The organism is Pseudomonas sp. 2835 (assembly GCF_050435905.1).
Taxonomy (GTDB): Bacteria; Pseudomonadota; Gammaproteobacteria; order Pseudomonadales; family Pseudomonadaceae; genus Aquipseudomonas.
The window spans coordinates 120850-140781 of the sequence record NZ_JBNDLE010000010.1 but is presented as its reverse complement, the minus strand read 5'-3'; the positions used below and the strand labels follow the sequence as shown (position 1 = coordinate 140781).

The window sequence follows — 19932 nt, the reverse complement described above, 5'->3', positions numbered from 1 at the left end:
GTCAGTTCGCCTCCAGTTCGTTGAGAAAGTCAAACATGTCGCTCAGGTCTTCCTCTCGATTCGATGTCATGCACGCAGCCACTGCCTCGGCGTATTCAGCCAGGCTGTGGGCCTTGAAAATCAGTTCCAGGGCCAGGTCCACCCCCAGCTCCAGTTGCGCCTGGGCGGTGGCCTGGGTGGCCAGCAGCGAGTGCCCGCCGAGTTCGAAGAAGTTATCCAGCAGACCGACCCGTTCGACTTTGAGTACCTGCTGCCAGATCACTGCCAGTCGGCGCTGCAAATCACTGGCCGGCGCCTGGTAATGCTCATTGCCTTGCAGCGCCTGGGGCGCAGGCAAGGCCTTGCGGTCAAGCTTGCCGTTGGGGGTCACGGGCAGACGATCAAGCGGCAACAACTGGCTCGGCACCATGTAGGCCGGCAGCTGGCTTTGCAGCTGCGCCTTCAGTGCCCTGAGCCAGGTTGCCGGCTCATTTACCGGTGCGTCGCGGTCCGCGACCAGGTAACCGACCAGGGTCTTGCCATGGGCGCCGTCATGGGCCACCACTACCGCCTCGGCAACGCCTGGCTGGGCTTGCAGGCAGGCCTCGATCTCGCCCAGTTCGATCCGGAAACCACGCACCTTGACCTGGTGGTCGATACGCCCCAGGCAATCGACGATGCCACTGGCGCGCTGGCGCACCAGGTCGCCGGAGCGGTACAGGCGGCCACCGACACTGCCGGTCGGGTCGGGGACGAAGCGCTCGGCAGTCAGCCCCGGGCGGTTCAGGTAGCCGCGCGCCACCCCATAGCCGCCCAGGTACAGTTCACCCGCCAGGCCATCGGGCAACAGGTTCAGCGCGGCGTCGAGCACCTGCACGCTACGCTCGCCAACCCGGTCGCCAATCGGCGCATAGGCCGCACCGCAGGTGTCGCTCGCCGCCGCTTTCCAGATCAGCGGGGTAACTACCGTTTCAGTCGGGCCGTAGCCATTGATGATGAATTCGGGCTTGAGCGCCCGCCGTGCCAGCTCGAAGCTGGCCTGGGCCACGGCATCGCCACCAAAGCAGTAGATTCGTACCGCTGGCGGGTTGCCGCTGCGCTCGGCTTGCTCGGCCAGTTGCTGCAGGTACACCGGCGGGAACGCGGCCACCGTCACCCCGTAGCGGTGCAGCGCGGCGAAAGTCTGCTCCGGGGTCCACAGGTTGTCATCGCGCAGCAGCAAGCGCCCGCCATGGGTCAGGGTGGTGAGCCAGCGCTCGTGGGCACCGTCGAAGGCAAACGACATGAACAGCAGCTCACAATCGCAGGGGCTCATGCCATAGCGCTCACCGATCCGTGCGCAGTGCATGGCCAGCGGTCCATGGGCCACGGCGACACCCTTGGGCTGGCCGGTGGAGCCGGAGGTGTAGATGATGTAGGCCAGGTTGTCGGGCTCGATATTGACCGCCGGCGCCTGCTGTGGCCAGTCGTCAAGGGCCAGGCGATCCAGGTACAGCACCTCGAGCTGAGCGGGCAGTGACACCTCCCAGGCCAGGCGCGAATCACTGAGCAGCAACGCCGCGGCGCTGTCGTCGAGCAGATAGGCCAGGCGCTCGGCCGGGTAGCTGATATCCAGCGGCACATAGGCACCGCCGGCCTTGAGCACCGCCAGCAGCGCCACCAGCATCGATTCATCGCGGCCCAGCCCCACGGCTACCCGCACTTCCGGGCCTACGCCGCGGGCGATCAGGGCGTGGGCCAGCTGATTGGCGCGGCGCTCCAGTTCGGCAAAGCTCAGGACCCGCTCGCCTTGCAGTACTGCCGGCTGCTGCGGCTGTTGCCGGGCCCAATGGGCGATGCGCTGATGCACCAGTGGGTAGTCGCCCTGCCCTTGTTGCAGGTTGCGCTGCCGGGCCTGGGCCAGCTCACTGGCCAGCGGCAAGGCGATCTCGCCCAGGCGCACACCCGTACCGGCCGCAAACTGCTCCAGCACGTTGAGCAAATGCGCCCCCAGCCGCTGTACCGCCTGCGGGCTGAATTGCCCGGTGGCGTAGTCGAAGCCCAGGTGCAGGGATTCCCCCAGCTCCACCGCCAGGGCCAGCGGATAGTGCGTCTGCTCGTGGCTACGCAGCGGGCCAAACTGCAGGCCGCTGTCGGCCTGGCGCTGCAAGGCTTCGGCAACCGGATAGTTCTCGAACACCAGCAGGCTGTCGAACAGCGCCTCACCGCCCGAACCCGCCCAGCGCTGGATTTCAAACAACGGCGTGGCTTCATGTTCAGCCATGGTCAGGCTCAGCGCCTGCACCTGCTGCAGCCACTGGCCAACGGTAAAGAACGGTTGCGGCTGGGCGATCACCGGCAAGGTATTGATGAACAGGCCGATCTGCCGATCGGCGCCGGGCACCTGGGCCGGGCGCCCGGCAACCGTGGCGCCGAAGGCCACGCTGGCCTGGCCGGTGTAGCGTTGCAGCAACAACAGCCAGGCCGCCTGCACCAGCGTGTTGACGGTGACTTTGCTGGCCCGGGCAAAGCTGACCAGGGCCTCGGTGTGTGCTGGCTCGAGCTGCTGCGCATGAGTGGCACGCCCGCCCGCCTCACCCGCTTCACCGAAGGCGGCCAAGGCTGGCGCCAGGTACGTCGGCGCCTCCAGCCCGGCCAGACGTTCACGCCAGAACGCTTCGCTGGCCGCGGCATCCTGCGCCAGCAACCAGGCGATGTAGTCCCGGTAACGCCCGGCGGCTACCCATGGAGTCTGGCCGTGGTAGCGTTCGAGCACCTCGCCGAGCAACTGCGCATAGCTCCAGCCATCCATGAGGATATGGTGGTTGGTGTAGATGAACTGGTAGCGGTCTTCATCGCAGCGCACCAGGCTCAGGCGCAGCAACGGCGCCTGCTGCAGGTCGAAGCCCTGCTCCCGGTCACTGCGCGCCAGGGCCTGTACGGCCTGGTCGAGGTCAGTGCGGCTGCGCCAGTCGAATTCGCTGAAGGGCAGTTCGACCTGCTTGCGCACAAACTGCAGCGGCTGGGGCAACTCGCCTTGCCAGATAAAACCGCTGCGCAGGATGTCATGGGCCTGCAGGGTCTGTTGCCAGGCCTGACGGAAGCGCGCTACCTCGAGCCCGCGCACCTCGACCTGCATCTGGTTGACGTAGTCACCGCTGCCCTGGGCATACAGGGCATGGAACAACATGCCCTGCTGCATCGGCGACAGTGGATACAGGTCGTCGATTTCGCCCAGCGCCACCGGCAGGCTGTCCAGCTGTGCCTGGTCCAGGCCTGCCAACGCCACATCCGAGGGGGTCAGGCTGCCCTGTTGGCGGGTGCAGCAGTGCTCGATCAACGCTTGCAGGGTGCTGCTGTAATCCTCAGCCAGGCGGGCGATCAGCGCCGGCTCGAACATTTCGCTGCTGAAGGTCCAGCCCAGGCTCAGCTGGCCCTCATAGACCTGGCCATTGAGGGTCAGCGCGGCGCCCAGCGGTGCCTCCAGGTCCTGGTCGCGGCTGCCACTGTCGCCGGCCGGACGCAGCAGGGCCTGGGCGTCGGCGAAGCTGCCATCGAACTGCCCCAGGTAGTTGAAGATGATCGGTGCAGCGGGCAATGCCGCCAGTTGCTGGCGGCTAGCCGGATCGCCGAGGTAGCGCAGCAGGCCGTAACCAATGCCCTTGTTCGGCACTGCACGCAGTTGCTCCTTGATGGCCTTGAGCGACGCGCCCGCCTCGGCCTGCGGTGTCAGGCGCAACGGGAACAGGCTGGTGAACCAACCCACCGTGCGGCTCAGGTCCAGGCCTTCGAAAAGCTCTTCACGGCCATGGCCTTCAAGCTGGATGTGCAGGCTGGGTTCACCGGTCCAGCGGCAGATCACCTGCGCCAGCGCCGTCAACAGCAGGTCGTTGACCTGGGTGCGGTAGGCCTGTGGCGCCTGTTGCAGCAACTGGCGGGTGGTGGCCGCATCCAGGCGGCTGTACAGCGTTTGCGCATGGCGATTGAGCGCAGGCGCCAGTGACCGGCTGCCGGGCAACGGGCGGCCTGCACCTTCGCCCTGGGCCTGCCAGAACGCCAACTCCGCGCGCAGTTGCGGGCTGTCAGCCAGGCTTTGCAGGTGTTCGGCCCAGCCCTGGTAGGCACTGGTGCGCGCCGGCAGCTCAAGGGCCTGGCCCGCCTGCAGTTGCGGGTAAACGTTTTGCAGGTCTTCAAACAGGATGCGCCACGACACCCCGTCCACCACCAGATGATGAATGGCCAGGAACAGACGCTGGCTGCCATCGGCCAAGGTCATCAAAACACCGCGCAGCAATGGGCCGTGGGCCAGGTCAAGGCTGCGCTGGGCTTCATCGCAGACACGAGTCAACCCGGCGCTGTCCTGTACCTGGGCTTGCCACAGCAAGTCTGCCGAGACCGCCTGGGCATAATGTGCGCTCCAGCCCTGGGCTGTTTCGACAAAACGCAAGCGCAGTGCATCGTGGTGCTTGACCAGCGCTTGCAGGGCCTGCTCCAGGTGTTGTGGGTCCAGAGGCTGGCGGGGTTCCAGCAGCACCGACTGGTTCCAGTGCGCGCGTGCGGTGATGGCCTCGGCAAAAAACGCCTGCTGGATCGGCAGCAGGATCTGCTCGCCACTGACCTCGCCGCGGGCCACCGCTGTTGGCGCCTCGCCACGCGTGGCTACAGCGGCCACACCCTGTACCGTCTGGTACTGGAACAGCGCCTTGGCGCTGAAGTGGATACCGGCCTGGCGAGCGCGGCTGACCACCTGGATGGAGATGATAGAGTCGCCGCCCAGTTCGAAGAAGTTGTCCTGCACCCCCACCTGTTCGCGCTTGAGCACATCCGCCCAGATAGCCGCCAGTTGCGTTTCCAGGTCATTGCCCGGCGCCTGGAACACCGCCGTGGTCGCCACCTGCGGCAGCGGCAGGGCCTGGCGGTCGAGCTTGCCGTTGGCGTTCAGCGGCAGGTCTTCGAGCAACAGCCAGTGCACAGGCTGCATGTGCTCCGGCAGGCGGCCACGCAAGTGCGCCTTGAGCGCGCTCAGCAACAAATCGTCCGCCCCCGGCGCGACGACATAGGCCACCAGTTGCGGTCCTTGGGCGCCAGGCTGGGCGAGTACCGCCACAGCACTAACCTGGTGATGTTCGCGCAACTGCGACTCGATCTCGCCCAGTTCGATGCGCAGGCCGCGAATCTTCACTTGCTGGTCGATACGGCCAAAGTATTCGATAACCCCGTCGGCGCGCTGCCGACCCAGGTCACCACTGCGGTACAGGCGTTCACCAAAGGCGCCGAACGGGTCGGGCACGAACTGCTGCGCCGTCAGGCCGGGGCGTCGCAGGTAGCCACGGGCCAGGCCCTCGCCGCCCAGATACAACTCGCCAACGACTCCCCGGGGCACCGGGTTGAGCTGGGCATCGAGCAGGTAGGCCGAGCGCGCCCCTACCGGGCTGCCGATAGGCGCATACGCGGACGCTTCGCCCGAGGGCTCGCAGGCCCAGATCAATGGGCTGATCACAGCTTCGGTGGGGCCGTAGGCGTTGTACAGCTGTACGCCCCGCAAAGGCTCAAGCGCCGCCAGTTGTTGCTGGCTCCAGGCTTCCCCGCCAAGAATGCAGGCGCGCACGTTCAGCGCCGGGCTGCCCGGGGCCGCTGCGCCGATGATGCGGGTGAGGTAGCTGGGTGGCAGGTCGAGGACGCTCAGGCCATGCGCTCGAACCTGATCGCAGAGTTCTTCATAGCTCCAGTGGGTAACATCGCCGACCAGCAGCGCCGCGCCCTGGATCAGCGCCATGAAGATCTGCTCGGCGGCGGCATCGAAGCTCACCGAGGCGAACTGCAGCAGGCGGTCTTCGGCGCTCAGTGCGTAACGCGCTGCCGCCGCCTGGCAATGCATGGCCAGGGCGCCATGCTCCACCGCCACCCCCTTGGGCTGGCCGGTGGAACCGGAGGTATAAATGACGTAGGCCAGGCTCTGTGGCGAAACGCTCACCTGCTCCAGAGGCGCGTCCGAGTCACTGCCCTGCTGGTCTTCCAGCACCAGGCGCTGGCAGGTACTGGCCAGCCTCAAGCTTTCGAGCAGATGCCGGTGGCCAAGCAGCAGGTGCACACCGCTGTCCTCGAGCATGTAGTTCAGGCGCTCGGGGGGATACTGCGGGTCCAGCGGCACATAGGCAGCGCCCGCCTTGAAGATCGCCAGCAGTGCGCTCACCAGCGCCATGCCGCGCTCGGCGACCAGCCCCACGCGCACCTGCGGGCCAACCCCGGCAGCGCGCAGGCGGCGCGCCAGGCAATTACTGCGGCGATCGAGTTCGGCGTAGCTCAGGCGCTGCTCGTCCTCGATCAGTGCCAACGCCTCGGGCTGCTGCTGCACTCGCGCGGCAAACAGCTCGAGTAGCGATTCGGCACGCACTGCCGGTGCCTGGCCCTGGGCGCCGGCCAGCATCGCCTGCCACTGCTGCTCATCCTGCAGACGCAACTGGCCAATCGCTTGCTCGGGCTGCTCGACCATGGCCCAGAGCAGGTTCAGCCAATGCTCGGCCATGGTGTTGATGGTCGATGCATTGAACAGCTCGGCGGCGTAGAGGAACGCGGCCTGGATGCCATGATCGGTTTCCAGGGTCTCCAGGGTCAGCTCGAACTGCGCCATGGCACCCGGCAACAGTATTTCCCGGGCACTCAACTGCGGCAGGCTGCTGCCGGCTGCCGCCGCACCGACGGTGTTCAGGTGGTTGTACATCACCTGGAACAACGGGTTGTGCTGCAGGCTGCGCTGGGGGTTGAGCGCCTCGACCAGTTTGTCGAACGGCAGGTCCTGATGAGCCTGGGCGGCCAGCGCGGTATCGCGCGCCTGAGCCAGCAGGTCATTGACCGAGGCCTGCGCCGACAGCGGCAGGCGCATCACCAGGGTGTTGACGAAAAAACCCACCAGGCCTTCGAGTTCCTCGGCGTTGCGGTTGCTGATCGGCATGCCGATGCGGATATCGTCCTGGCCGCTGTAGCGTTGCAGCAGCAGGGCAAACGAGGCGATGAACAGCTGGAACAGGGTCAGGTTGTTGCGCCGCGCCAACTGGCGCAGGCGCTGCTCGAGCGCCACGGGCAGGCGCAGGTCGACCCGCCCTTCGCGGTAGTGCTGGCCGGCCTGGCGCGGGTGGTCGGTGGCCAGCTCCAGTACCGGATGCTCGCTGCCCAGTTGCTCACGCCAGTAATCCAGCTGGCGCGCCATCTCGCCGCCCTCAAGCCACTGGCGCTGCCAGTGTGCGTAGTCAGCGTACTGCACCGCCAGCGGCGCCAGGGTCAGTGGCTGCTGGCGCTGGAATGCACCATACAGGGCAGCGAACTCACGCCCCAGTATGCCCATCGACCAACCGTCGCAGATGATGTGGTGCAGGGTCACTACCAGGATGAAATGCCCGGCCGCCACTTCCAGCACCTTGACCCGCAACAGCGGACCCTGTTCGAGGTCGAACAAGGTGGCTATTTCGGTGCTGATGCTGGCCTCGATCTGCGCGCTGTCCGCCTGTTCCAGGCGCTCCCAGCACACCGTGAGCGGATCCTCGGCGTCGACGATCTGGTACAAGGCCCCGGCCTGTTGACTGAAACGGGTACGGAAGGCTGCATGACGCGCCACCAGGGCGGCGAAGGTCTGCTCCAGGGCAGCCCGGTCCAGTTGCCCCTGCAACTGCACCACGATCGGCGTGTGGTACGCCTGGCTTTGCGGCTCCAGGGTCCACAACAGCCACTGGCGCTGCTGGGCGAACGACGCCGGCAACGGCTGCTGCGGCGACACCCGCTGCAACGCCGGGCGAGCGCTGCTCGTGCCGGCCAGTTGCACCCGGCGGGCAAATTCGGCCAGCGTTGCGCTCTCGAACAGGCTGCGCAGCGGCACATCGACCTGCAGTAAGCGGCGCACCCGGGAAATGATCTGCGTGGCCAACAGCGAATGACCGCCAAGGTTGAAGAAATTATCCTGCAGCCCTACCCGCTCGACCTCCAGCACCTGTGCCCAGATTTGTGCCAGCTGTTCCTGCTGCGCACTCTGTGGCGCCTGATAGGGCACCTGCACAGCCTGCAACTCAATGCCAGCCAGGGCACGCAGGTCGAGCTTGCCGTTCAGGGTCAACGGCAGCGCCGCCAGTACGACGTACTGCGCCGGCACCATGTAGTCCGGCAGCACCTCGCCCAGGCGCTGGCGCAGTTGCGTGGTAAACGCCTGCTCGCCGCTGTTGGCCCCGGACTCGTCCAGCACCAGGTAAGCGACGATCTGCGCCTGGCCGCCAACCGTGGCAACCCGGGTAACGGCGTCCCTGACCGCCGGCTGTTGCCGCAGGCAGGCGGTGATTTCGTCCAGTTCGATACGGTAGCCGCGAATTTTTACCTGATGATCGATTCGCCCGTGGAACCGGATCTGCCCGTCTTCGTGCAAGCTGGTCAGGTCGCCCGTGCGATACAGGCGCTGCCCGGGTTGGCCATGGGGATCGGGAACAAAACGTTCGGCGGTCAGCCCCGGGCGCCGGTGATAGCCGCGGGCAAGGCCGGCGCCGCCGAGCAACAGCTCGCCGTTGATGCCTGCCGGCTGCACCTGCAGGTTGCCGTCCAGCACCCGTGCACACAGGTTCGGCAATGGCCGGCCCAACGCCGGCGTGCTGCGCGCGCCCGGTTCGATCGGCGTCGTCAGTGCGCCCGGTTCGATCGGCGTCGTCAGTGCGCCCACCGTCGACTCGGTCGGGCCATAGTGGTTGATCACCTGGCACGCCGGGGCCCAGTCGGCAATACGTGCAAGCAACGTCGGCGAGGCCGCTTCCCCGCCGAGCACCAGGCATTGGCGTGGCAACCCGGCACCACGGTGGCTATCGCTGAGCAACGCTTCGATGTGCGAGGGGACGATTTTCAGCACATCGATCTGCTCGCGCGCCATATAGGTGGCAAAACGTTCTGCATCCAGGGTCAGGTCGAGGTCCAGCACATGCAGGGTGCACCCGGAACACAGGGCACCAAACAAGGTGGTGTGGCCCAGGTCGGCGGCAATGGTCGACACCACCGCCATGCTGTTGGCCCCGGCCAGCGGCAGGGTCTGCAGGATGCCCTGCACATAGTTGACCAGCGAGCGATGGGTCAGGGTCACGCCTTTGGCCTGGCCGGTAGAGCCGGAGGTATAGATCGCATACGCCAGGTGCTCGGGATCCATCGCCAGTTGCAGGTCATCGTCGCGATAGGCGCCCGTCAGCGCATGGCGGTCATCGAGCAGCAGTACCTGCAGCGCATCCAGCGCCGGCAAGCGTTCAAGCAGAGCCTGCTGGGTCAGCAACAGGTTGACCTGACTGTCTTGCAGCAGGTATGCCAGGCGCTCGCGAGGGTATTGCGGATCAAATGGCACATAGGCCCCCCCGGCCTTGAGGATGGCCAACACGCCGACGATCATCTCCAATGAGCGCTCCACGGCGATGCCTACCAGCACCTCCGGGCCCACCCCTTGCGCCTGCAGGTGGCGGGCCAGCTGGTTGGCCTGGGCGTTGAGCTGTTGATAGCTCAGGCTGCGCCCGGCGAAGGCCACAGCGGTGCGCTGCGGCCAGGCAGCGGCCTGGCGCTCGATCAGCGCGTGGATGGCCAGCCGTGGCTCGGTGAGCGCCGGGCTCGGGCTTGACTGTTCAACAATCCCCTGGTGATCCTGCGCCGAGAGCATCGCCAACTCGCCGAGCGCCGACTGGGGTGCCTGAACCATGGCCGTCAGCAGGTTCAGCCAGTGTTCGGCCATGCGCGCAATGGTTGCCGGGGCGAACAGCTCAGTGCGGTAAGTGAAGGCCGCATGCAGTTGCCCGCCACGCTCGAAGGTGTCGAGGGTCAGGTCGAAACGCGTGGTCCGGCTGGTCCACTCCAGCGCCTGCAACTGCAAACCGCCGGCAGTGTGCAAGGCACTCAGGTCGGCGACCTGCGGCTGATGGTTGTACATCACCTGGAACAGCGGATTGTGGGCGCTGTCGCGCTCCACCCGCAGGCCCTCGACCAATTGCTCGAACGGCAGCTCCTGGTGCGCCTGCGCCCCCAGCGCCGTGGTCCTGGCCTGTTGCAACAAGGTGCTGACGGCAGCACCGGGATCGAACTGCAGGCGCAGCACCTGGGTGTTGACGAAGAAGCCGATCAGGCCTTCGACCTCACTGCGATTGCGGTTGGCGACGGGCACGCCGATGCGAATGTCGTCCTGCCCACTGTAGCGCTGCAGCAATAGCCCGAAGCCGCTGAGCAACAGCATGAACAAGGTGATGTTGTGCTGGCGGGCAGCGCCACGCAGCTGCTCGGCCAAACCTTGCGGCACGTTGAATTCATGCCGCGCGCCCGCCTGGCCAGGGCGCGGCGGGCGCGGGTAATCCAGCGGCAACGCCAGCACCGGGTGTTCATCACCGAGCTGGGCGCGCCAATAGTCCAGCTGCCGGGCCTGCTCACCCGCCTCCAGCCAGCGCCGCTGCCACAAGGCATAGTCGGCGTACTGAATCGGCAAGGCCGGCAGCTCCAGCAACTGGCCACGGTCGGCGGCATCGTAACGGCGAATGAACTCGTCGATCAGCACGTTCATCGACCAGCCATCGGCAACGATATGGTGCATGACCAGCAGCAACACATGCGCCTGCTCGCCCAGGCGCACCAGGCTCACCCGCAGAAAGGGCCCCTGGGCCAGGTCAAACGGCAACAAGGCCTGGCGCTCGGCTTCGGCCCGCACCCAGGCTTCGCGCAGCTCCGCTGGCTGGTCGCTGATATCGTGGCGGGCAATGTCCAGGGCCTGGCTCACCGGCACCCGCCGTGGCAGATCATCGGCCCCCTGCATGAACGCGGTACGCAGGGTTTGGTGACGCTCCAGCAGGCCGGCGAAGGCGGTTTCCAGCGCCTGCGGGTTGAGGGCACCGTTGAGGCGCACGGCACTGGGTAGGTTGTAGGCACCACTGCCCGGTTCCATCTGCCAGAGCAACCACATGCGCTGCTGGGCATACGACAGACAGCCCTGTTCAGCCGCGCCAATCTGCGCCGGAATCGGAAACTGGGCAAAGTCGACACCTTCGCGACGAAGGCTTTCGAGGAAGATCCGGCGCTTTTCCAGCGGCAACTCTATGAATCGGCGGGCAAGCTTGCGAGCATCTTCGGCATTCATCGACTTTCATCCATCCAGAGGAACAACGAGCCTGCAGGCCCGGTAATTCAAGAAAAACGGATGACCGCGAAGGAAAATTAAGCGCAAGCCGCCAGACCGGCCGGGAATCTCTGAAACATTTGCTTTCAACTAACCCTGCGGGTTTTACGATTCTCGTTCGTCTTATCTATTGCAGTCCCAAGGCTGAGCATCGGCTCGACCTCAATTTCTCTGAAAAGACACCTGCAATGTCCCAGAAAGCGAAAAAGTCCAAATCCAGGCTGTGGTTCCTGGTCCATAGCTGGCTCGCCCTGCCGATCTGGTTTTTCGTCCTGATCGTCTGCGTCACCGGCACCCTGGCGGTGGTGAGCCAGGAAATCGTCTGGCTGGCCAACCCCGATGTGCGCGCCAGCAAGCCCGATGGCGACGCCGAGCGGCTGAGCTTCCAGCAGGTGCTCGATGCCTTGCACAAGGCCGAGCCGGACATGGCCGTGAACTTCATCAGCCAGCCGGATGGCTCGCACTTCGCCCTCACCGCCTCCGTGGTGTTTCCTGACGGCAGCGCACCGACCCTGTACGTCAACCCCTACACCGGGGCGATCCAGGGCAAGAGCCCGTCGTTCAGCTTCGAGGCCTTCACCCGTGCCCTGCACGGCTGGTGGCTGGTGCCGTTCACCAATGGCTACAGCTGGGGCTGGTACCTGGTGTCGCTGCTGGGCCTGCCGATGCTGGCGTCCCTGGTTACCGGGCTGGTGGTCTATAAACGGTTCTGGAAAGGTTTCTTTAAGCCGACCCTGCGCTTGAACCATGGCGCGCGGATCTTCTGGGGCGACTTCCACCGCCTGAGCGGCATCTGGTCGATCTGGTTCATTGCGGTGATTTCCATCACCGGCACCTGGTTCCTGATCCAGGCAATCCTGGCCGACAACCACGTGACCATTTCCACCGAACCGGTGGTGCCGGTGATTGCCCGGGAAGACGTGCCACGCAGCGAATCGGGTGCAGCGGCCCCGCGCATCAGCCTGGATGACGCCACGCGCATCGCCAAGGAACAGATCCCGGGCCTTGAGGTGAGCTTCGTGTCCCTGCCCGGCAATGCCTATGCCCACGTCTACCTGGGCGGTCGCGGCTGGTACCCGCTGATGTTCCAGACCGTCAACGTCAACCCGTACAACAGCAAGGTCGAGGCGCAGTTCCTGATCAACGACCGCTCGGCCCTGGAATTCGTCACCGAATCCATGCGTCCGCTGCACACCGGTGACTTCGGCGGCCTGGCGATCAAGCTGATCTGGGCATTCTTCGGCCTGGTGCTATCGATGATGGTCTTGAGCGGCCTGCTGATCTGGACCAAACGTACTGCCCAGGCCACCGCCGCCGCCCTCAAGCGCGAGCAAAAGCCTCGCAAGCAAACCGCCACCGCTACCGACACCGCCACGGAGGCCAGCCTATGAGCAAGGCAGCAGTTGCGCCGCAAAGCCCGCTGAGCCGCTTCTGGCACAAATGGCGCTTTCACCTGAACGTCCTGTTGTTGCTGATTCCGCTCGGCTTCATGCCCAAGTACTTTGCCGATGCCGCGCTGTTTCGCGGCGACAGCGGCCTGGGCGAACGTGAACTGGGTGAGATCAAGGTCGGCCCGTGGAGCGTGCAACTGGCCGAGTTGCGCGATGAAGCACCGCGCGCCGATGGCCCTGCCGGCCACTTCAAGGCCTTCAACCTGGCCCTCTGCCAGGCCTGCATTCCCGAGGTCAAGGCCGCTTACCTGCGCATCGGCAAACCACGCAGCCTGCGCGCCGCCGGGACGATTTTCTTCGGCACCCCGTACCGCATGAGCACCGGCCTGCCGGTCCCGGCCAAGACCCGCGCCGACGCCGACGTCTGGATCACCCTCGAAGGCTGGGACGGCAGCATGCACCAGGCCGCCGTACCGCTGAGCAAGGCGTCGCCGGCCACCGTCGCCTGGCTGAACAAACAAGGAGGCAAATGATGAAGTCCCGCAAGCTGATCCTGCCGTTGCTGCTGCTCGGCGTTGCCGGCCAGGCCCTGGCCCACAACCCGATGTGCGAATGCAAGCCGATCGATGGCGAGCAGATCGAATGCACCGGCGGCTTTTCCGACGGCAGCGGCGCGCCCGGGGTAACCCTCGACGTGATCGGTTACAACGAAGAGATCCTCGTGCCGGGCAAGCTGGGTGAAAACTCCAAGCTGACCTTCAAGCGCCCTGAAGGCGAGTTCTATGTGCTGTTCGACGCCGGCCCCGGCCACGTGGTGGAAATCGACTACGCAGATATCGAGCAATGAGCCGCGTGCAAGTGGTGCGCCCGGCCGGCGCCGGGCATGAAACCCTGTACGTGCTGCTGGTCAGCCTGCTGATCCTGGCGGTGGCCGCCGGCATCGTCGCCCTGCGCGGCGAACGCCATGACGAGGTCAGCATCGAGGCCCATCAACTGGATGCGCGCCGCGACCTGACTGCCGCCGAACAAGGCGTATACGCCGACCTGCGGGTGGCCTTCGACGAAATTCAGGCACGCCGCGACGAAGAACCACAACTGCTGGCCGTCGAGGTCCTGGCCGACGAAGGCTTCCCGCCCTTCGTCGCTGACGCCAGCGCCGCCAGCCGGGGCCAGCACCAGTGGCAATTGCTGCAACCACGCGCCTACCTGGGCCTGAGCCAGGCCAGCGCGGTGGCCGGCAGCTTCCTGCTGCTGGTGCCCGAAGCCCACGACGGCGCCGCTGACGTCTGGCTGCAGCGCAGCCCCTCCGCCGCCGTGCCTGCCGACTTCAGCCAGGCCGCGCTGATCGCCGCCGGCTGGCAGCAGATCGCCGCCCATTACGACGCCGGCGTCACCCGCCAGCATCGTCACTGACACAAGGACGCCCCATGTTTCGCGCCACCCTCGCCCGTCGCCTTCTAAGTGTGTTCCTCGCCTGCGCCCTGCCCGCCCTGGCTATGGCCGATAACGGCAAGCCGCTGCGCATCGGCATTACCCTGCACCCGTACTACAGCTACGTGAGCAATATCGTCGGTGACAAGGCCGAGGTGGTGCCGCTGATTCCGGCCGGCTTCAACCCCCATGCCTACGAGCCACGGGCCGAGGACATCAAGCGCATCGGCACCCTGGACGTGATCGTGCTCAACGGCGTCGGCCATGACGACTTTGCCGACCGGATGATCGCCGCCAGCGAAAAACCCGCCATCGCCACCATCGAATCGAACAGCAACGTACCGCTGCTGGCCGCCACCGGTGTAGCCGCGCGCGGCGCCGGCAAGGTGGTCAACCCGCATACTTTCCTGTCGATCAGCGCCAGCATCGCCCAGGTCAACAACATTGCTCGCGAACTGGGCAAGCTCGACCCGGACAACGCCAAGTACTACAGCCAGAACGCCCGCGCCTACGCCAAGCGCCTGCGCAAGCTGCGTGCCGAAGCCCTGGCCCAGGTCACCGAAGCACCGGGCGCCGAGTTTCGCGTGGCGACCATCCACGCCGCCTACGACTACCTGGTGCGCGAGTTCGGCCTGGAAGTCACCGCGGTGGTGGAGCCGGCCCATGGCATCGAGCCCAGCCCGAGCCAGCTGAAAAAGACCATCGACCAGCTCAAGGCCCTGGATGTGAAGGTGATCTTCTCGGAGATGGACTTCCCCTCGGCCTACGTCGAAACCATCCAGCGTGAATCGGGGGTGAAGATCTACCCGCTGACGCACATCTCCTACGGCGATTACAGCAAGGAGAAGTACGAAGTCGAGATGAAACGCAACCTCGACACCGTGGTGCGGGCGATCAAGGAGTCCCAGGCATGACCGTGGCCCAGCCGCTGCTCAACCGCACCTGCGGACCGGACATTGCCTTCGCCGAGGTCGACCTGACCCTGGGCCGCACGCGCATCCTCGACAAGGTCAGCTTCAACGTTGCTGCCGGCAGCGTGCATGCGCTGGTCGGGCCCAATGGCGGCGGCAAGAGCTCGCTGATCAAGACCCTGCTCGGGCAGATGCCGCACCAGGGCCAGTTGACCCTGACCTGGCCGGGCGACGAGCAGATCATCGGCTACGTACCCCAGGCCCTGGAGTTCGACCGTGGCCTGCCGATGACCGTGGATGATTTCATGGCCGCCATGTGCCAGCGCCGCCCGGCCTTTCTTGGCCTGTCACGCAAAGTGGCGCCGGCCATCGACGCGGCGCTGGAGCGGGTTGGCATGCTCGACAAACGCAAGCGGCGCATGGGTGCCCTCTCCGGGGGCGAGCGCCAGCGCGTGCTGCTGGCCCAGGGGCTGATCCCGGCGCCGCAATTGCTGGTGCTCGATGAGCCGATGTCGGCGCTGGACGAGGCCGGTATCCAGGTGTTCGAGCGCTTGCTGCACGAGTGGCGCGCCGCCGGCACCACAGTGCTGTGGATCGAGCACGACCTGGAAGCCGTGGCACGCCTGGCCGACCGGGTCACGGGCCTCAGCCGCCGGGTGCTGTTCGATGCGCCACCGAAACAGGCGCTGACCCCGGACCGCCTGCTCAGCCTGTTCTCCATCCACCCGCGCAGCGAGAGCATCGCCTGATGAACTACGAAGAATTTCGCCTGCTGATCCAGGGCTGGGCCACCGCTGGCTACCTGCCCGAGGCCCTGGCCTATGGCTTTGTGGTCAATGCCCTGCTCGCCGGCCTGATGATCGGCCCGGTGCTCGGCGGCCTTGGCACCCTGGTGGTGGTCAAGCGCTTTGCCTTCTTCTCCGAAGCGGTCGGCCATGCGGCGCTGACCGGCGTTGCCATCGGCATCTTGCTTGGCGAACCCTACACCGGCCCTTATGGCAGCCTGTTCGGCTACTGCCTGCTGTTCGGCATTCTGCTGAACTTTCTGCGCAACCGCACCGGGCTGTCGCCCGACACCCTGATCGGCGTGTTCCTCTCGGTGTCGCTGGCCCTGGGCGCCAGCCTGCTGCTGATGCTGGCCGGCAAGATCAACGTGCACATCCTCGAGAACGTACTGTTCGGCTCGGTGCTGACCGTCAGCGGCCAGGACCTGCTGGTACTCGGCATCGTCGCCAGCCTGGTGCTGGCCCTGGCCTTGCCGCTGTACAACCGCATCATGCTGGCCAGCTTCAACCCGCAACTGGCAGCGGTGCGCGGCGTCGCGGTGAAGAGCCTGGACTACCTGTTCGTGGTGCTGGTGACCCTGGTCACCGTGGCGGCAGTGAAGGTGATCGGCGCAATTCTGGTCGGAGCCCTGCTGGTGATTCCGGCAGCGGCGGCACGCTTGATCAGCCAGTCGCTCAAGGGCTTTTTCTGGGCCTCGGTGCTGATCGCAACGCTAAGCACTTTGCTGGGCATCCTGCTGCCGATCGTCTTCGACCTGCCGGTGCCTTCGGGTGCAGCGATCATCCTCGTCGCCGGCTGCTGCTTCGCCCTCGCCGCCCTCGCCCGCGGCCTTGTTCCACGCCTGCAAGGAAACCCGGCATGACCTTCAAACTCCAGCACCTGTGCCTGGGCTTGGCCCTGGCCGGCCTGCCACCCCTGAGCCTGGCCCAGAGCGCCCCGGCGGCGGCCAAACAACAAGCGGCCGGGGTGACCGTCCTGGCCTCGCTGCCGGTGACCAACACCCTGGCCAGCGCCTTGCTTGATGGCACCTCGGTAAAACTGCAACGGGCAGCGCCGGCGAATATCCCGGCCTCGCGCCAACCTTCGTACTTCAGCGGCCGCGGTGGCGCCAGCCTGCAAAAGGCCGCTGGCAGCGCTGACGCGGTGATCGGCCTGCGCTCGATCTGGAGCGACGACCCGCTGTACCCGGTGGCCCGGCGCAGCAATATCCGCATCGTCGAGATCGACGCCGCGCGGCCGGTCGATGGTGCCCTGCCGGGCATCGCCGTGCAGGGCAACAATGCCTTTGCCGGCTACCCGTGGCTGAACCCGAGCAACCTCGGGCGCATGGCCGACGTGCTGGCCAACGACCTGGGGCGCTTGAGCCCGGCCGACCAGCCGAAAATCCAGAGCAACCTGGCGGCGCTCAAGCGCCAGTTACTGGAGCTCAGTGCCGGCAGCGAAGCGCGCCTGGCCGAAGCGGACAACCTCAGCGTGGTCAACCTGTCGGATCGCCTGGATTACCTGGTCAGCGGCCTGAACCTGGACCTGATCGATCACCCGCAGGTGGCCGACGACCAGTGGGATGCAGCGGCGCTCAAGCGCCTGGGCGATGAGCTCAAGGGCCAGGACGTGGCGCTGGTGCTGCATCACAAGCAGCCGAGCAAGGAAGTGGCCGAGGTGATTGCCGCGTCGGGGGCCAAGCTGCTGGTGGTGGAGACCGATGCGCAGGATTCACTGGCGGGGTTGAAGGCCAGTGTCGAGCAGGTGGTGGGGGCGTTGGTGGCAGGGAGTAGCTGATTGGCTGTTTGGGGCTGCTTTGCAGCCCATCGTCGGCAACGCCAACTCCCACAGGTATTGTGCCGTTTTCAGGGTCAATGCAAAACCTGTGGGAGCTGGCTTGCCAGCGATAGCTTCACCACCGATTCATCGCTTCATACAGCGCTGATAGCGCTCATCCACGCGCTTGGCAAACCAGGCCGTGGTCAGTTTGCGGGTGATCTTCGGGCTTTTCAGTTCGATCCCCGGTAACTGCGCCCGCGGCACCGCCTTGCCCGCCGCACCGTCGGCCAGGGCATACACGCCCTTGTACAGGCGAGTGTCTTCGAACTCCAGGCTGTCGCCCTTCTCCAGCTGGTTGCGGATGCTGACATTGCGCAAGTCCAGCTTCACCCCCAGACGCCTGGCCGCCTGCTCGGTGCTGCCGGGCATGATCGCCCCCGGCGCGATCAGGTCGCCATCCAGTGCCAGCTCCACTCCGGTGGCGCGGCTCAAGGCACTCTGGAATGCCGCGTTGCGGCTGGCGTACCAACCGGCATTGAAGTCACCGAAGCGATAGAGCTGGCGGTCATAGTGGGTGGGGTAACCGAGCAGGTGGGCGATGCCGAAGTACATGCCACCACGCCGGCTGAAGACTTCCTGGCGAATGGTCCCGCCATAGGTATAGGGATAACCCTGGGCATGCTGCTCAGCAAAGTCGATGCTGACCTGCATCGGCCCGCCGGTACGCACCGGGTTCAAACCACCGAGCAGGGTCTTGCCCATGGGCAAGGCACCGATCAATTCATCGAACAGGTCACTGAGTTCTTTTTCACTGCGCACCGCATCGAGGCGCTGGCCGTAGGTCTTGCCGGTCGGCGAGCGGGTCTGCAGGGTGGCGTCGATCAGCAATTTGGGGATGTGCAGGCTGGCGGCGCGGCGGTCGATCTCTTGCCGGGCGATACGGCCAAGGCCGGGTACTTTCGGGTCGGCCTGGAAGGTCGACTCCTGCTCGGTGACCGCCAGCACCGCGCACAGGTTGCTCTTGCTGGCGCTGAGCTGCTGCGCGGCGAAGGCGCCCTGGATATCCCGCGCCCAGCCTTCGCGGTCGTTGGCACTGGCCGGCAGCAGGCGCACGATCTGCGCGCGCACCTTGGCCGGGTCCTGCTCAGGGGCTGAGCGCTGGGTGACGCACCCCTGAAGCGCAAGTAGCACGCTGATCACAACCAGCCAACCGGATACCTGCATGAGCCCTCCCGCCGCATCGGGCAATAGCTGCACAGTAGCGGCGCGCGGGCAGGACTGCAATCAGCAGCCTGGTTTGCTCAGTTGCGTACCGATGGTCACAGCGGTGATGGCTACCGATTTGAAGCTTTGCAAGGCAACCGGATCGAAGCTGCGCTCGCAGTTGTATTTGCTTTCCATGACGAAATCTTCGCCCTTGTGCTTCTTCATCTCGTCTGCCCATTTGCTCGAGGCGGCGATGGCTGCGTCGTCGGTGAGCATGACTTCAGCCAGGACCTGGGTGAAGCCCACCGCATGCGGCCCTTCCCACAGGGCATACACCGACGGGTCGGCAGCGTTGCCGCACATCTCCAGGCAGTCGGCGTAGAACTCCAGCGGGCCGCCGGTGGATTCATGCAGGGCTGCAATGGTCAGCGGTTTGTTGGCCGCTGGCGCGAAGCTGCCGATGAACGAGCTGAGGTCGGCCTTGCAGGTTGGCGACAGCTCCAGGCGCAGGTCGTTGATGCTGCCGCCTGCGGCGTCTGCAGTGATTTCGCAGCCCTGTACCTTGTAGGTGTGTGTGTCACCGAAGCTGGTACGGGCGATGCCGGCGACCGATTCGAAGTACTTGAGGTTGGTGCCGAGCATTTCACCATTGAAGACCTGGGCAACGGTGGCCTGGGCTTGGGCGAACAACGGCAGGCAGGCCAGGGCCAGGGTCGAGCCGATAGTCAGCAATGCACGCGGTTTCATCTGAACATCCTGTAAGTAATGAAGTGGCGCGCACTGTAAAGCAGTGCAGCGCGCAACACCACCGGCCCGTGACTCAGGACAGGATGAGGTAATCGCTGTACTGGGCCAGCGGCGCATGCGCGCCCGGCTGCAGCTTGACATAGCGCCCGCCGACCTGGTCGATGGCCACGCAATCGTCGACATCCAGCAGGGCGTCGGTGTGCGCTTTGCTCCAGTGCCGGGCCATCTGCTGCTTGCCCCTGGCCCTGGCCTGCTCCTTGTTGGCAGCGACTACCAGCAGGTAGTGATGCGCCTCGCCAAAGCAGCCCGACTCGTAACCGCCGAGGTTGATGAAGTACAGGCGCGGCTCGCCGGGCGCCGGTTGCAGGTCCGACCAGCCCAGCTTGAAGCCCTCTAGCCCGTCGACCTCAAGCCAGGAGTCGATATGCAGGCCCTTGGCGCTGCCGAACCACTGTTCACGCAACTGCGGGTAGCAAGCCGCCAGCGACGGCCCGACAACAAAGGCCACATCGTGTACTTCGATCCTGGCGCGCGGATGCTTGCCGCCGAGCATCACCACATACAGCTTCGAAGGTGTAGC

Annotated in this window: 12 protein-coding genes; 8 read left to right on the top strand and 4 right to left on the bottom strand. The window is 65.6% G+C overall.

The window, feature by feature from the left end:
• Position 1 precedes the first annotated feature (1 nt).
• Positions 2-11080 carry an amino acid adenylation domain-containing protein gene (locus ABIE20_RS16760; protein ID WP_429506022.1) on the bottom strand — a complete coding sequence of 3693 codons (11079 nt, stop codon included), beginning with the start codon at positions 11078-11080 and terminating at the stop codon, positions 2-4.
• A gap of 227 nt (positions 11081-11307) precedes the next feature.
• On the opposite strand from ABIE20_RS16760, the gene ABIE20_RS16755 reads away from it, so the two are divergent.
• From ABIE20_RS16755 to ABIE20_RS16720, 8 genes are read left to right on the top strand one after another with little or no spacing between them, the layout of a single operon-like run.
• Positions 11308-12510 carry a PepSY-associated TM helix domain-containing protein gene (locus tag ABIE20_RS16755; protein WP_429506021.1) on the top strand — a complete coding sequence of 401 codons (1203 nt, stop codon included), beginning with the start codon at positions 11308-11310 and terminating at the stop codon, positions 12508-12510.
• Entirely contained in the window at positions 12507-13043 is a 537-nt protein-coding gene (locus ABIE20_RS16750; RefSeq protein ID WP_429506019.1) for a thiamine pyrophosphate-binding protein, read from the top strand. The genes ABIE20_RS16755 and ABIE20_RS16750 overlap by 4 nt, the downstream gene beginning before the upstream one ends.
• Positions 13043-13357, top strand: coding sequence for a hypothetical protein (locus ABIE20_RS16745; protein ID WP_429506018.1), 315 nt, complete (start codon positions 13043-13045; stop codon positions 13355-13357). The genes ABIE20_RS16750 and ABIE20_RS16745 overlap by 1 nt, the downstream gene beginning before the upstream one ends.
• Complete coding sequence (locus tag ABIE20_RS16740) at positions 13354-13923, top strand: DUF6162 family protein (RefSeq protein WP_429506016.1); 570 nt, start codon at positions 13354-13356, stop codon at positions 13921-13923. The genes ABIE20_RS16745 and ABIE20_RS16740 overlap by 4 nt, the downstream gene beginning before the upstream one ends.
• A 14-nt stretch (positions 13924-13937) precedes the next feature.
• Entirely contained in the window at positions 13938-14855 is a 918-nt protein-coding gene (locus ABIE20_RS16735) for a metal ABC transporter substrate-binding protein (RefSeq protein ID WP_429506015.1), read from the top strand.
• Positions 14852-15601: a metal ABC transporter ATP-binding protein gene (locus ABIE20_RS16730; protein ID WP_429506013.1), complete on the top strand. Its 750-nt coding sequence runs from the start codon at positions 14852-14854 to the stop codon at positions 15599-15601. Before ABIE20_RS16735 ends, ABIE20_RS16730 begins: the two co-directional genes overlap by 4 nt.
• Positions 15601-16500 carry a metal ABC transporter permease gene (locus ABIE20_RS16725; RefSeq protein ID WP_429506011.1) on the top strand — a complete coding sequence of 300 codons (900 nt, stop codon included), beginning with the start codon at positions 15601-15603 and terminating at the stop codon, positions 16498-16500. The genes ABIE20_RS16730 and ABIE20_RS16725 overlap by 1 nt, the downstream gene beginning before the upstream one ends.
• Complete coding sequence (locus ABIE20_RS16720; protein ID WP_429506010.1) at positions 16497-17417, top strand: metal ABC transporter solute-binding protein, Zn/Mn family; 921 nt, start codon at positions 16497-16499, stop codon at positions 17415-17417. The genes ABIE20_RS16725 and ABIE20_RS16720 overlap by 4 nt, the downstream gene beginning before the upstream one ends.
• A gap of 126 nt (positions 17418-17543) precedes the next feature.
• Here the strand turns inward: ABIE20_RS16720 and ABIE20_RS16715 are convergent, their stop codons facing one another.
• From ABIE20_RS16715 to ABIE20_RS16705, 3 genes are all read right to left on the bottom strand, one after another.
• Positions 17544-18623 carry a DUF1615 domain-containing protein gene (locus tag ABIE20_RS16715; protein WP_429506009.1) on the bottom strand — a complete coding sequence of 360 codons (1080 nt, stop codon included), beginning with the start codon at positions 18621-18623 and terminating at the stop codon, positions 17544-17546.
• 60 nt (positions 18624-18683) lie between these two features.
• Positions 18684-19352, bottom strand: a complete 669-nt coding sequence (locus ABIE20_RS16710; RefSeq protein ID WP_429506008.1) for a hypothetical protein — start codon at positions 19350-19352, stop codon at positions 18684-18686.
• A gap of 73 nt (positions 19353-19425) precedes the next feature.
• On the bottom strand, positions 19426-19905 hold the full coding sequence (locus tag ABIE20_RS16705) for a DUF1543 domain-containing protein (protein ID WP_429506056.1): 480 nt from the start codon (positions 19903-19905) through the stop codon (positions 19426-19428).
• Positions 19906-19932: the final 27 nt, after the last annotated feature.